This is a genomic window from Janthinobacterium sp. 75, assembly GCF_004365495.1.
Lineage (GTDB): Bacteria > Pseudomonadota > Gammaproteobacteria > Burkholderiales > Burkholderiaceae_D > Janthinobacterium.
In genome coordinates, this window is the sequence record NZ_SORD01000001.1 from 302,006 (window position 1) to 315,287 (window position 13,282).

Below are 13,282 nucleotides of genomic sequence, written 5' to 3' on the forward strand. Positions count from 1 at the left end.
TGGCGGAACTGGCCTCTGGCCCGGCGCAACTATCTTCTTAACAAAACGAGCGCCGCAGACCAGCTGCGGCGACCTTGAATTTTCACTGCTTCCATTATCCAGCGATATCTTAAGACTTAATGATGTCCCAACGCGTGAGAAATCATTTTTCGCTTCAGGGCAGGTAATTTATCCAGCAAGTTTAATCCCAAATTGCGAACCACGCGCAACGGTTCAAGATCGGCGCCGAACAAACGCGCCAGGCCATCGGTCGCCAGCTGCATCAGCAGCACGTCTTCCTTGCGCGCGCGGGCATAGCGGGCCAGCACGCGCTCGTCACCGATGCCGCGGTGCGCCTCGCGTTCGCTGATCGTCTTGACCAGTTGCGCCACGTCGGCAAAGCCAAGGTTCATGCCGTGGCCGGCCATCGGGTGCACCACGTGGGCGGCATCGCCTACCAGGGCCACGCGTGGCGCCACCATGGCGTGCGGGCGCATCAGGGTCAGTGGAAACGCGCGCACCAGTTCCGGCTGCAAAGGTATCAGCTTGCCCAGCTTGTCGTGGCAATACGCGGCCAGGCGCTCGGCCAGGGCGTCGGCCGATTCGCTCATCAAGGTATCGGCCAGCGCATCGGGCGCCGACCAGACCAGCGAAACGCGGTCCCCCGGCAGCGGCAGCAGCGCGACGATGCCTTCGCTGCCGGTAAACCATTGGTGGGCCGCGCCATGGTGCGGCTTTTCGCAGGCGAAGTTGCTGACCACGCCGCGCTGGCCATACGAGCGGTAATCGAGACCGATGTCGCACTGGCCCCGCACCCACGATTGGGCGCCGTCCGCGCCCACCACCAGCGCGCAGGTGATGGTGTCGCCGCCATCGAGGTGCACGATGGCCGTATCATTCGTCCATTCCAGGCGGCTGGCGCGGCCCTGCACCACATTGACGTTAGGTGCGAATTTCAGCGCGGCGTCCAGCGCCTGGCCCAGGTTGCGGTCCTCGACGATCCACGCCAGCGTGCCCACATGGGCGCCGTAAGCGTCGAAACCGAGTCCGCCCGCCTGCACACCGTCGCCGTTGACCAGCATGGCATCGATGGGCGCCACCCTGTCGGCCGCCAAAGCGCCCCACACCTTCAGCGACGACAGCAACTGGTGCGCCGTGTGATTGAGCGCATACACGCGTACATCCCAGCTGGCTTCGACCGGCTTGACGGTGGGTGCCGGAGGGCTCACCGGGGATAACAGGGTGACGCTTTGTCCTGCCTGGGCAAACGCCAGCGCCGTGGTTTTCGCGATGGCGCCGTCGCCGACGATGCAAACGTCGCTGTGGCTATGCATGAAGCGCCGCATGGTGGGGGGAGTGGGACTGTTCATACGGCCATTATAGCGTTTGCCCCACCCTTTTCAGATAGTCCGGAAGTACAGGACGCGTGCCCCAGATCAAGCGGCTCCATGAAATACAGGCAGCACGTGGTCCGCGATCTCCTGCAAGGTCTCGGCCAGCGGGCGGCGGTTCTGCCGCAGTTGCAGGCCGATATGCCGCACGCCGGCCTCGCGCATCGCGTGCAGCTCCGCGATCAGGCCATCACGCCCCGTGCGCCCGCCAAAGCGGAAACGCTGCAGCGGCATGGCGGGATCTTCGTCCAGGTCCAGGTGGATGAAGCTGACATACGGCTTGTCGCCACCGGCCACGGCGCGCCATTGTGCCGAACGGCGCGCATGGTCGTCGGGCGTCCCCGGATAGGCGAGCCAGCCATCCATTTGTTCACCGATCCAGGCGGGCGACTGCTGCGCCAGCCCTGCCACCAGCAGCGGCAAGCGCGCGGCTGGCCTGGGCAACAGGCGGATGCCGGACGGCAGGCGCGTTACGCCCCAGTCGCGCAGCATGGCCACCTGCTCGCGGAAGGCGGCGCCGCGCTGGTCGAAGTCGCGGCCAAACACGGGATACTCGACGGGCCGGTCGCCGCTGGCCACGCCCAACAGCAGGCGCCCGCCGCTCAACTGGTCGACGCTGGCCGCCGCCTTCAAGGTCAATACGGGTTCGCGCAGCGGCAACACCACGGCGGCCGTGCCCAGCAAGATGTTCTCGGTGATGCCAGCCAGGTAGCCGAGGTAGGTAAACACCTCGAAGACCTGGGCCGCGTCGCCGAACGAGGGGTCATACAGGGGCACGTCGCGCAGCCACAGGGCCCTGAAACCCAGGCGGTCGGCCAGCTGCGCCAGCGCCGCGTGCTGCTTCATGTCAGGCTCGCCCGGCACGCGGACGGACGCCGCATTCGCCTGGCGCCCCGTGGACGACCAGTCATTATCAAGCGGCAATTCCAGGCCGATACTCAATCCGCCGCCCTGCCCCAGCTTGTTCATCGCAGTCATCATCTTCTCCTCAATCCCACTGCGGCGCCAGGCCGTCAGGGTTGGCCAGGCGCTCGCCACGCTCCAGAGTTGCCATCTGCGCCATCTCGTCCGGCGACAGGGTAATGCGCTGGAAATGCAGGTTTGCTTCCAGGTTGGCGCGTTTGGTCGACGACGGGATCACGGCAAAGCCCTGCTGCAGCGACCAGCTCAGTGCCACTTGCGCTGGCGTCACGCCGTGTTTGGCGGCGATGGCCGCAATCACGGGGTCCATCACCACCTTGCCATACGCAAGCGGCATATAGGCCGTCATGTGGATGCCCTGGCTGCGCGCGAAATCGATGACGGTGCGGTTTTGCAGAAACGGGTGGATCTCGACCTGCTGCGTGGCGATTTGCCCGGCGCCCACGGTAGCGATGGCTTGCCGCAGCTGCGCGTTGGTGAAATTCGATACGCCGATGGCCCTGGTCAGCCCTTGCGCCTTGGCTTCCAGCAGCGCCGCCATGTAGTCGGCGACGGGAATCGCGTCCTGCGGCGACGGCCAATGGATCAGGGTCAGGTCCAGCTGCTCCAGTTGCAGCTTGTGCAGGCTGTCTTTTAAACTTGGAATGAGTTTGTCGCGCTGCAGATTGTCGATCCATATCTTGGTGGTGACGAACAGTTCGTCGCGCGGGACGGGACTGGCGGCAATCGCCTGGCCCACTTCGGCTTCATTGCCGTAGATTTGCGCCGTATCGATATGGCGGTAGCCGACGTCCAGGCCCGTGGCGACGGAATCGATGACGACCTGCCCCTGCAGGCGGAAAGTGCCCAGGCCGATGGCGGGGATGGCGGTGCGATTGGTAGTGGCGTTCATGCGGTAGTCCTCTCAAATCAGTAACGATGAGCACACTATGCACCGTTCTTTTGTTGAGAAAAATACCGCTTACCTCAAATAATATTTGACCCACAGGCAAGTAAAGACCTGCCGCTGCAAGAAATCCGGGAAAAGTCACAGCCGGCTCTTGCATTCCCGTTTTGGTCTGCTATAATTCGCCACCTTGGCCTGGTAGCTCAGTCGGTAGAGCAGAGGATTGAAAATCCTTGTGTCGGTGGTTCGATTCCGCCCCGGGCCACCAAGAATTCGTTCACGCAACGCCCACTCATGCTAGTGGGCGTTGTCGTTTCCGGGGTGCGCAGTCCTTGGCGCCGGTTCATTTCCGGCGCAAAAGCTGCGCCCCGTTGACATCCCTCACTTCAGCTCGACCTGCGCCGTGCCTTGCGTCGCCCAGAGGCGCCGATAGGCCCCGTCTGGATCATGGTCACGCATTTGCTTTTGCAGGTTGAACCGTCGCCCATTGCGCGGGTCGGTTCCTCGGCCGGCAACGTACAGCCAGTTACCCTGATTGCTGTAAACGTCGTAGTCGATCAGTTGCGCTTCAAACCAGGCAGCGCCGGCGCGCCAATCGCAGCCCAGATCGTGCACTAGGTAACTGGCAACAATTTGACGCAGCCGGTTGGAGAGATAACCGGTGGCACTGAGCTCGGCCATGCCCGCATTGACAAGCGGTTCACTGGTGCGGGCTTGGCACCATGCTTCGAATCGATGCGCATCGTGACTGGGCTGGCCCAGGCTGCTCAAGCCTTGCGCCCGGTACAGCGCGCCCCCATGCTGCAGGTGCAGAAAGCGAAAATAGTCGCGCCACATCAATTCAAACCAGATCCAGTATGTGCTGTCGTTGGCGCCGTGCTCTGCTTCAAATTGCCTGAGCGCGGCGCACACCACGCGCGCGGATAGTGCGCCGCAGGCTAGCCATGGAGAAAATTTGGTGGAGTAGTCCACGCCGGTCAAACCATTGCGTGTGAGCTTGTAGGTGTGCGCCAGCTCGCCACCGAAATACTGGCGCAGATGTGCAGCGGCGGCACTCGGGCCACCGTAAAAAGCCGGTAGCGCGTACGGGAACGACGACCGTGCGGTGGCAAGATGCGCGTCCTGGAGCACGTCCGGCACCACAGCCCAGGTTTCAGCCAGTGCTTCGAAGTCCGGCGGCAAGGGCGGAATCGTCGTCGGCCGCGCGAGCGGGGCCGACGGCGCCACCTGCTCTCGCTCTACGAGTATGCGGAAGTTGGTGAATACATCAGGCAAGGCAGCGCACGGAAACGGCAGCGCGGCCGGATCGAGCAAGCTCGATTGCCACAGCGCTTCAACTGTCAGGCCTGCAGCACGCAGTGCGGCAAGGTCGCCCTGCTCTTCTGGCGCGGCAATCTCCTCGCAATGGATAGTCGTCGCGCCGATGGAGTGCGCCAGTGCCAACAACACCTGGGCGGGGTCGCCCTCGACCTCCAGCAACTGACTGCCGTACGACCCCAGCTGCGTCGCCAAGTCCGCCAGGCCCGAGCGGAGAAAATGCTGGCGATGCGGGCTGGTGCGCGGCACATTCCAGCGCGTCGCGACCGGCGCGCTGCGATGGCAATACACAAACAACAGATGGCCGGCGCGTTGGCAGGCCTGGCGCAAAGCCGGATTATCCTCGAGCCGCAAATCATTGCGGAACCAGTAAATATGCGTTTGTGCCGACCTTGCGGCGGGGTCGGTATTCATGTCTGACGCTTGCTATCCTGGCGACAGCGATCTGAACAGTATTTCACCTCGTCCCAGACCTTTTCCCATTTTTTACGCCATGCAAACGACAACTGGCATTGCTGACAGCGTTTGGTCGGAAGGTCAGATTTTTTTCGCATACGCATGTTGATCACTCTGGCTAACGTAGAACGAAGGACGAAGGACGCAGGGTGTCGCAGGAGGCAACCGAAGCAGAAACCGGCCGCCACTGGACGGCCTGACGGCCAGCACGATCGAGCATGCCACATTCTGGCGGTGCCACAATCTTACGGAAAAAACGGATCTGGCGCTGCTATAAGCGCCGTCCTGAACGAGCCATCTCCGGCCCGCTCGCTACATCAGCCGACGCACCTGGCGCCGGGCAATCCGCTTTACCACATCAAATCATCAGGAATCTGGAACGCCGCATACGGATCGTCCTCGTCCACTTCGGTGCTGGCCTGTTTTACACGTACGACGATGGCCGGATCGCGTTCGGCGATCTTGTCGGCGATGATGCGCGGCACCAGCTCCACGGCACCGCCCAGGCAGACGATCACCAGGCGGCCCGCCACCAGGTGGGCTTGCACGGCAGCCGTCACATAGATGCGCTCGATTTTGTTGTTAAAAGTAAAGTTGTACGGCAGCTCGCCGTGGTTGCCCTTGCTTTGACGGTTCTTTTGCACCATTTGCGCAATCTGCGCCACGATGGCCTTCTGGTTGGCGGCCGCGTCGCGCTGCGCGTTCAATTCGCGCGCGCGCTCGGCGTTCTTGCGCTGCGTCTCGAGCGCGGCCAGGCGCACCTCGTCGACACTTTGCGTGCCGCTCTTGCGCTCGTCCTTTTTTTGCTTGCTCTTGTCCTGGTTGGCCAGCTTGACCTTCTTCTTGTCGACCAGGCCGGCCTTTAAAAACTGCTCTTGCAACGAGACCATAACTACTCCGTATGAGGGTGCGCCAGCCGAGACTGCGGCATCGGCCGGTGGAAAGACGTTAGCATAGCAAAAAACAGGGCCGCTGCCGCCGCAGAATGACTGGCCGGGCCTGCCGGTCGACGCCTGGCGCCCGGCAGTAACAAAAAGACACACTCGATTGGAAATTTTGTTGATAAATGTCATATAGTTAGTTACGTTCTGTATATCGGCAGTGAGCTGCCGATTGCCTGTCCCCTTCCATCGCCTGCGTCTACAAGGATTTGCCATGAAACAATTAATCGCCCTCTGCATCGCTGCCGCGTTTGCCAGCACCGCCTTTGCCGCCGCACCGGAAGCGGCCCCCGCCGCCAAGACGGCGCAACAGTCGAAAATGACCACCTGCAATGCCGATGCCGCAGGCAAAAAAGGCGATGAGCGCAAATCCTTCATGAAGGAATGCCTGAGCGCCAAGCCGGCGCCGGCCATGACGCAGCAAACCAAGATGAAAACGTGCAATGCCGACGCCAAGGACATGAAGGGCGACGCGCGCAAGGCGTTCATGAAAGAATGCCTGAGCGCGCCCAAGAAATAAGCGCCGGTTCGAAGCGCCAGTGTGCGCTTCACCCCACAGCGCCAGCCGAAAGGCTGGCTTTTTTTTGTTCCCACCACCTGGAGTCTCCTCTTGCCCTATCGCCTGTCCCCTTCCACTGCCGGCAGCCTGCTGGCCGCCACCTGCCTCGCCATTCTCTTGCCAGGCTGTCACACAAGCACGCCGGCGCCCATTTCGACACCGGCCGTGCGCGTGCCAGCCAGCATGCCGGCCGCTTGCACCCAGCCAGCCTGGCCCCCGGGCGAGAAACGTCGCGGCGCCCAAGGCAGAGTGACCTTGCACTTCACGGTAGAAGCAGACGGCAAGGTCAGCAAAGCGGCTGTCATCCGCTCCAGCGGCTATCCCGCTCTCGACCAGGCGGCCCGCGATGCGCTGGGCAAGTGCGTCTTCCAGCCTGAAACGCTGGACGGCAAGCCCGTCGCCAGCAAGGTCATCATGCCCTACCAATGGATCAATGAATCCGTCGACAACGCTGAACGCTGAACGCCGGCAATCATGATGAATGATCAAGATGACATGAGGAAAGATAGCGCGTAGTATTTAATCAACCTACTGCTCAGTACGGTTACATGGCATTCTGGAGAAAGGACGGCAGCGTGGTGGCGTCGAACGATCTCGCGCATTGGCGCGGCCAGGTCTTTAAGCGCCTGCTGCAGGTGGTTCTGCTGCTTGGCTTCGTGACGGCCATTCCCAGCGCACTGCTGGCCGCGAGCGAAGCCATCTGGTCCATTGTCGTCCTCGACCTGCTGGCCATCGGCTGGGTCGGCGTCATCTGGCATCTGCGTGCCATGTCCTACCGCTGGCGCGTGTGGCAGTTCCTGATCGTCGCCTACCTGGTGGGCGTGGGCCTGCTGCTGAAAATCGGCCCCGTCAGCCAGATCTACATGATGCTCATGCCCGTACTGGCGGCACTGCTGCTGGGCATGCGGCCAGCCCTGTCAACCTTGGCCCTGACGTCTCTGACCATCTTTTTCCTGGGCCTGTATCCCGACGTCGCCCTGCACTTGCCGGGCACGCCTGATTCTCCCGCGCTGCGCGCGCTGATCGTGGCCCTGAATTTCCTGTTCATCGCCGCCGTGCTGACCCTGTCCTGCGCCTTCCTGCTGCGCCACCTGGAAGACAGCAGCAAGGCCCTGTCGCAACGCAACGCCGAGCTGCGCTTGACGGCCACGGCGCTGGCCCGCCTGAACGACATGGTGATGATCGCCGAAGTGCTGGACGGCCCGCCCGGCCCCGGCGCGGTGCCGGCCACGCGCATCATCTTCGTCAACGACGCCTTCACGCGCAGCAGCGGCTATACGCGTGCCGAGGTGCTGGGCCGCAGCCTGCTGTTCCAGCAGGGCCCCGCCACCGATGCGGACGAACTGGCCCGCGTCGCCGCCGCCATGGCCAGCGCCCAGCCGGCCAGGGCGGAGTTACTGAACTACAACAAGGCCGGCAAGGCGTACTGGGTCGAAGCGGAACTGGTGCCGTTTACGGATGCGGACGGCAGGCAGACGCACTGGGTGGCTGTCGAGCGCGAAATTGACGAGCGCAAGAAATCGGAAGCGGACATCCACCGCCTGGCCTTCTACGACGTGCTGACGGGCCTTCCCAACCGGCGCCTGCTGATGGACCGCATCGCCCACCTGCTGGCCGCCGCGCCGCGCGACAATAAAATCAGCGCGCTGATGTTCATCGACCTCGACCACTTCAAACACATCAACGACGCGCGCGGCCACGCCACCGGCGACGCGCTGCTGCGCCTGGCCGGTGAACGACTGGCGCAGCTGATGCGCAAAGCCGACACGGTGGCGCGCATCGGCGGTGACGAATTCGTCGTGCTGCTGGCGCACCTGGCCAATGACCTGGACTGCGCCGCCCGCGCGGCAGCCCAGGTGGCCGAGAAAATCCGCGCCGCCATCGCGCGCGACTTCGATATCGAGGGGCAGTCCTATCATTGCAGCGCCAGCATCGGCGTGACCCTGCTGCCAAAAACGGGCCAACAGGCGCACGACCTGCTGCGCGAAGCCGACATCGCCATGTACCGCTCCAAGGCGGAAGGGCGCAACGGCATCGCCTTCTTTGAAGCGGCCATGCAGGCAGGCGTGGAACGGCGCCTGACCCTGGAACGGGCGCTTGCGCGCGCCCTCGATGAGCATGAATTATGCATGCACGTGCAGCCGCAGGTCGACCGCCAAGGCCGGGTGACGGGGGCCGAGCTGCTGATGCGCTGGCCACAGGCGGACGGCACGCATATCGGGCCGGGTGTCTTCATCCCCATCGCCGAGGAATCGGGACTGATCGTCAGGCTGGGGCACTGGGCCCTGCGCGAAGCGTGCCGCGCCGCCAGCCTGCTGGCGCAGGCGGGATCGCCCGTGGCGCTGTCGGTAAACGTGAGTCCGGCCCAATTTCGCCAGCCTGATTTCGCCGCCCGTGTGCAGGCGGCGCTGGCCGAGTACGGCACGCCGGCCGGCGCCCTGATCCTGGAATTGACGGAAGGCTTGCTGATCGACCAGCGCGACGCCTCGCTGGCGCGCATGCGCGAACTGGCGGCATTGGGCATCCGCTTTTCCATCGACGATTTCGGCACCGGCTATTCCAGCCTCGCCTACCTGACCTCGATGCCGCTGTACGAACTTAAAATCGACAAGCGCTTCATCGACGACACGCCGCGCGATGCGCGCGATACGGCCATCGTGCAAGCGATATTGGCCATGGCGCGCCATCTGAGCTTGCGCGTCGTGGCCGAAGGCGTGGAAACGCAGGAGCAGGCCGACTTCCTGGTCGCCCACGATTGCGATGGCTTGCAGGGCTACCTGTATGCGCGGCCCATGCCGCTCGATGACTTTCTCGCCTGGCTGGCCCAACATCAAGCTTAGCTTTCCGACATTTCCTGCACGAAACTCCTCCGCTAGAATACCGGCCTCATGGCCTGTACCTTCACCATCCCCTTTTATCATCTCGTCAAATAAAGCGATCCCCGATGCGTCTGGTTCTTCCCCTGTTGGCCCAACCCCTGCTGACACCTCTGCTACTGTCTCTGCTGGCCACCGCCCTGCCCGCCGCGCATGCGGCCCCATCCACTACCGCAGCTCCCACGTCCATCACCCTGGACCAGGCCATGGCCGATCCCGACTGGATCGGCACACCCGTCGAAGCGGCGTGGTGGGGCTGGAATGGGCAGCTGTATTACAAGCAAAAACGCCTTGGTTCGCCTCTGCGCGACACCTATCAATTGCCAGGCGCGAACGCCAAGCTCAATAGCGGCAAGAAGGTTGCCGATGCGCAACTGGCGAACCTCGATGGCCAGCAGATGGTCGTCAACCGGGCCGGCACGCGCGCCATCCTGCTGCGCAATGGCGACTTGTTCGAGCGCGACCTGAAAAACGGCGCCTTGATCCAGATCACGCGCGGCGTCTCGGCCATCAGCGACCCGCAATACTCCGCCGACGGCAGCGCGGTGCAGTACCGTAGCGGCAGCGACTGGTTCAGCTGGAGCCGCGTTGACCGCCTGAGTGCACCCGTCGCCCTGCTGCGCACAGCCAAAGACCCGGATGCCAAGCCCGAAGCGGACGCCCTGCGCGAGCTGCAACTGCGCCTGATCGTCAACCTGGCGCGCCAGAAGGAAGATCGCGATGCAAGCCGCGAGCGCCGCCACGAAGAGCGCCGCCTGGACGCCACGCGCGCGCCGGAACCGATTTACCTGGGCGAAAAAGTGACGATATCGGGCAGCGCCCTGTCGCCGGATGGCCGCTGGCTGCTGTTCGTCACGCAAGACAAGGCCGCCGAAAAAGGCAAGCTGGGCAAACTGGCCCGCTACGTCACGGAAACAGGCTACCCGGAAGCGGATGACGAGCGTACGCGCGTGGGCCGCAACATGCCCATCGCGCAAAGCCTGAAACTGGCCGACCTGCGCACGGGCCAGGTGCGCGAGATCGCTTTCGACAGCCTGCCCGGCATCGCCACCGATCCGCTGGCGGCCTTGCGCGCCGAACAGAAGCTGCCGCCACTGAAAGGCAACCGTCCCGTGCGCATCGACGCCCAGCGCGACGGCATCGCCTGGACCGATGACGGTTCGCGCGTGGCCGTGCGCGTGCGCGCCATCGACAACAAGGACCGCTGGATCGCCAACGTCGACCTGGCCAATGGCGCCCTCCTGCCCGTACACCGCATGAGCGACACGGCGTGGGTGAACCGCCGCGCCGACGAATTCGGCTGGCTGGCCGACAACGCCACCCTGTGGTATTTGTCCGAGGAAAGCGGCTACGCCCACTTGTACACAAAAACGGGCGCGGCTCCGGCGCGCGCGTTGACGCAAGGCCAATGGGAAGTGAGCGCCGTCGAGTGGAGCCGCGACGGCAAGACCGCCTACTTTATGTGCAACCCGCAGGCGCCCGGCACCTATGAAGTGTGCGCCAGCACGGCCAGGGAGGGCGGCGTGCGCGAAGTGACAAATTTGAAAGGCGTGGAAAACTTCGGCCTGTCGCCGGATAACGGCAAGCTGCTGCTGCGCTACTCGAACAGCTACCTGCCGGCCCAGCTGGCGACGATTTCCGTTGCAGGCGGCAAGGCGACTATCCTGACCGATACGCGCAGCGAGGCCTTCAAGGCGCGCAGCTGGGTCATGCCGGAACTGGTGCAAGTGCCATCCACGCATGGCGCGGCGCCCATCTGGGCCAAGCTGTACCGCCCTGCGCAACTGGAAGCGGGCAAGCGCTATCCCATCGTCATGTTCGCGCACGGCGCCGGCTACCTGCAGAACGTGACCGAGCGCTACCCTGTGTACTTCCGCGAACAGATGTTCCACAACCTGCTGGTGGAGCAAGGCTATATCGTGCTCGACGTCGACTACCGCGCCTCGATGGGCTACGGCAGCGCGTGGCGCACGGCCATCTACCGCCAGATGGGCCACCCGGAACTGGAAGATTTCCTCGACGGCGCCAACTGGCTGGCACAGCAGCACCAGGGGGACATCAAGAACGTGGGCATCTATGGCGGCAGCTATGGCGGCTTCATGAGCCTGATGGCCCTGATGCGCGCGCCGGACGTGTTCAAGTCCGGCGCAGCGCTGCGTCCCGTGACGGACTGGACTACCTACAACCACGAGTACACGGCCAATATCCTGAACACGCCGGACATCGATCCGCAAGCGTACAAAATCTCCTCGCCGATCGAATACGCTGACAAACTGACGGGCAACCTCTTGATTGCCCATGGCATGATCGACGACAACGTGTTTTACCAGGATTCCGTGCGCCTGTCGCAGCGTTTGATCGAGCTCAAAAAGGATAACTGGGAAATGGCCAGCTACCCCATGGAGCGCCACGGCTTCGTGCAGCCCGAAGCGTGGTATGACGAGTACCGCAGGATTTATCAGTTGTTCCAGCGCACGCTGAAGTAAGTTTAACTGCCCGCTTTCATGCGGGCATTTTTATGTACGGCATCTTGACGTCAGTCAAACGGCAGGGGCCGCGGCGTCGTGTCGCTCGATGACGGCAGGATCGGCAACAGCATGTGCGTCCAGCGTGCGAATCGCGCTTGCCATTCGGGCAAGCGTGGCACATGATGAAGGCATGCATATACCTACCTCCCCCATCCTGTTACCACTGCTGCGCGCCGCGTGCTCCTCCATCGTGCTGCTGGCCGCCAGTGCCTGTGGCAGCGCCCCCGCACAGGATGCGCCGCCCGCCCCCGGCAATGCCGGCTTGCTGGCGCAAATCCAGGCGGAAGTGGGTGCCGCCGCCTGCGACTCCACCCAGCAATGCCACACCCTCGCCATCGGCGCCAAGGCCTGCGGTGGGCCCGAGCGCTATCTGGCGTGGTCCAGCAAGGACCATGACGGCAAGACACTCAAGGCACTGGCCCAGGCGCAAGCCGAGGCCAGCCGCAAGCAGCAGCAGGCGGATGGCATGATGTCGACCTGCTCCATCGTCACGGACCCGGGCGCCACCTGCGAAGCGGGACGATGCGTACTGCAAAAGAGCGTCATGGGCGGCAGCTCGGCGATGTAAAAAAAGCCACTGGATCAGCGGCTTGGGAGGTTTTGCAACGCTTCAGGATTGCAGCTGCAAGGTCTTGATAATTTTGCTTTCCACCTTCTCGCCCGCACCCGAGGTGGCGTTCTTGCTTTCCTTGCGCAGCAACAATAAATGGTCACCGCTGACGCCATACTGGCGCGTCTCATCCGTCTTTTGCGTAAAGCTGATGACGACAAAGGCGCGTCCGCTCACATCCACGTGGAAATGGCTGGCCAGCGGCGTGCCGTCTGCAGCGATCCACACCTCGATGCCGCCTTCGAACTTCTTCACATACTTGCGGTCTTTCTCAGGCACCTTGTCGAGCGACAGGGTAAAGCTGATCAGGCGCGCCGGCTTGCCCTTGTAGCTATCCATTTTTTCGCCGCTGAACACGGCTTCCTCGATCTCGCGCGACAGGGCGTCCGCCGCCGACACCATGGAACGCAGCTCCGTCGCCTTCATTTCCCCCAGCGCAAAGCCGATCGGCGTCTTGACCTTGGGATCCTTCACCTTGGCGCGCTGCTCGGCTTCCACTTTCGCCAGCAAATCCTTGCCGTAGAGCACCTGCAAGCCCGCCGACCCGCCGTCGACAGTCACCATGGCCTGACCGCTATCCTCTTCCGCCGCCTTGCCTTCGCCCTCGCGGCGCCAGGTTTTCGATTCCACCTGTGCCTTGATAGGCATCTGCCCCTGCAAGCGCGCCAGCGCCGCATTCAAATCGGCCAGCCCGTCGGCCCGCGCCGTACTGCAAAACAAACTGAACAAGCCCGCCACCGCCAAGCCTTGCACTCCAATACGTCGCTGCATCGTCGCATCCTTATGTCGCATATCGATGCCAAAACACTATGTTTTGG

The 13,282-nt window shown here is 63.2% G+C and carries 12 protein-coding genes and 1 tRNA gene; 6 read left to right on the forward strand and 7 right to left on the reverse strand.

What is annotated here, in order from left to right:
- Positions 1-116: 116 nt before the first annotated feature.
- The 3 genes from C8C89_RS01460 to dkgB all read right to left on the reverse strand — a co-directional run bounded on the left by C8C89_RS01460 (position 117) and on the right by dkgB (position 3,183).
- Positions 117-1,349 (reverse strand): FAD-dependent monooxygenase, encoded by a 1,233-nt coding sequence (locus C8C89_RS01460; protein WP_243857863.1) that lies wholly within the window; start codon positions 1,347-1,349, stop codon positions 117-119.
- Positions 1,350-1,415: 66 nt separating this feature from the next.
- Positions 1,416-2,351 carry an LLM class oxidoreductase gene (locus C8C89_RS01465; protein WP_101483746.1) on the reverse strand — a complete coding sequence of 312 codons (936 nt, stop codon included), beginning with the start codon at positions 2,349-2,351 and terminating at the stop codon, positions 1,416-1,418.
- A 7-nt stretch (positions 2,352-2,358) separates the two neighbouring features.
- Positions 2,359-3,183, reverse strand: coding sequence for a 2,5-didehydrogluconate reductase DkgB (dkgB, locus tag C8C89_RS01470; protein WP_101483745.1), 825 nt, complete (start codon positions 3,181-3,183; stop codon positions 2,359-2,361).
- A gap of 186 nt (positions 3,184-3,369) precedes the next feature.
- Between dkgB and C8C89_RS01475 the strand changes: the two genes are divergently transcribed.
- Positions 3,370-3,445 (forward strand) — tRNA-Phe (locus C8C89_RS01475).
- Positions 3,446-3,558: 113 nt separating this feature from the next.
- Here the strand turns inward: C8C89_RS01475 and C8C89_RS01480 are convergent.
- The 3 genes from C8C89_RS01480 to C8C89_RS01490 all read right to left on the reverse strand — a co-directional run bounded on the left by C8C89_RS01480 (position 3,559) and on the right by C8C89_RS01490 (position 5,840).
- Positions 3,559-4,908, reverse strand: coding sequence for a DASH family cryptochrome (locus C8C89_RS01480; RefSeq protein ID WP_133988722.1), 1,350 nt, complete (start codon positions 4,906-4,908; stop codon positions 3,559-3,561).
- The gene (locus C8C89_RS27575; RefSeq protein WP_101484844.1) at positions 4,905-5,054 is read right to left on the reverse strand and encodes a DUF2256 domain-containing protein; all 150 of its coding nucleotides are present in this window, start codon (positions 5,052-5,054) and stop codon (positions 4,905-4,907) included. The genes C8C89_RS01480 and C8C89_RS27575 overlap by 4 nt, the downstream gene beginning before the upstream one ends.
- 246 nt (positions 5,055-5,300) lie before the next feature.
- A complete protein-coding gene (locus tag C8C89_RS01490) occupies positions 5,301-5,840 on the reverse strand; it encodes a DUF2058 domain-containing protein (RefSeq protein WP_010393404.1) in 540 nt (179 codons plus the stop codon).
- 265 nt (positions 5,841-6,105) lie between these two features.
- Between C8C89_RS01490 and C8C89_RS01495 the strand changes: the two genes are divergently transcribed.
- The 5 genes from C8C89_RS01495 (at position 6,106) to C8C89_RS01515 (ending at position 12,422) form a co-directional block, all read left to right on the forward strand.
- Positions 6,106-6,411, forward strand: a complete 306-nt coding sequence (locus tag C8C89_RS01495) for a PsiF family protein (protein ID WP_101483743.1) — start codon at positions 6,106-6,108, stop codon at positions 6,409-6,411.
- A 90-nt stretch (positions 6,412-6,501) separates the two neighbouring features.
- Positions 6,502-6,912, forward strand: a complete 411-nt coding sequence (locus C8C89_RS01500; protein WP_101483742.1) for an energy transducer TonB — start codon at positions 6,502-6,504, stop codon at positions 6,910-6,912.
- Positions 6,913-6,998: 86 nt separating this feature from the next.
- Entirely contained in the window at positions 6,999-9,290 is a 2,292-nt protein-coding gene (locus tag C8C89_RS01505; protein ID WP_243857864.1) for an EAL domain-containing protein, read from the forward strand.
- A gap of 104 nt (positions 9,291-9,394) precedes the next feature.
- Positions 9,395-11,812, forward strand: a complete 2,418-nt coding sequence (locus C8C89_RS01510; RefSeq protein ID WP_166674647.1) for a S9 family peptidase — start codon at positions 9,395-9,397, stop codon at positions 11,810-11,812.
- Between the two features lie 172 nt (positions 11,813-11,984).
- Complete coding sequence (locus C8C89_RS01515; RefSeq protein ID WP_101483740.1) at positions 11,985-12,422, forward strand: hypothetical protein; 438 nt, start codon at positions 11,985-11,987, stop codon at positions 12,420-12,422.
- Positions 12,423-12,464: 42 nt separating this feature from the next.
- Here C8C89_RS01515 and C8C89_RS01520 read toward each other — a convergent pair whose 3' ends face one another.
- A complete protein-coding gene (locus tag C8C89_RS01520) occupies positions 12,465-13,235 on the reverse strand; it encodes a hypothetical protein (RefSeq protein ID WP_143452638.1) in 771 nt (256 codons plus the stop codon).
- Between the last annotated feature and the right edge of the window lie 47 nt (positions 13,236-13,282).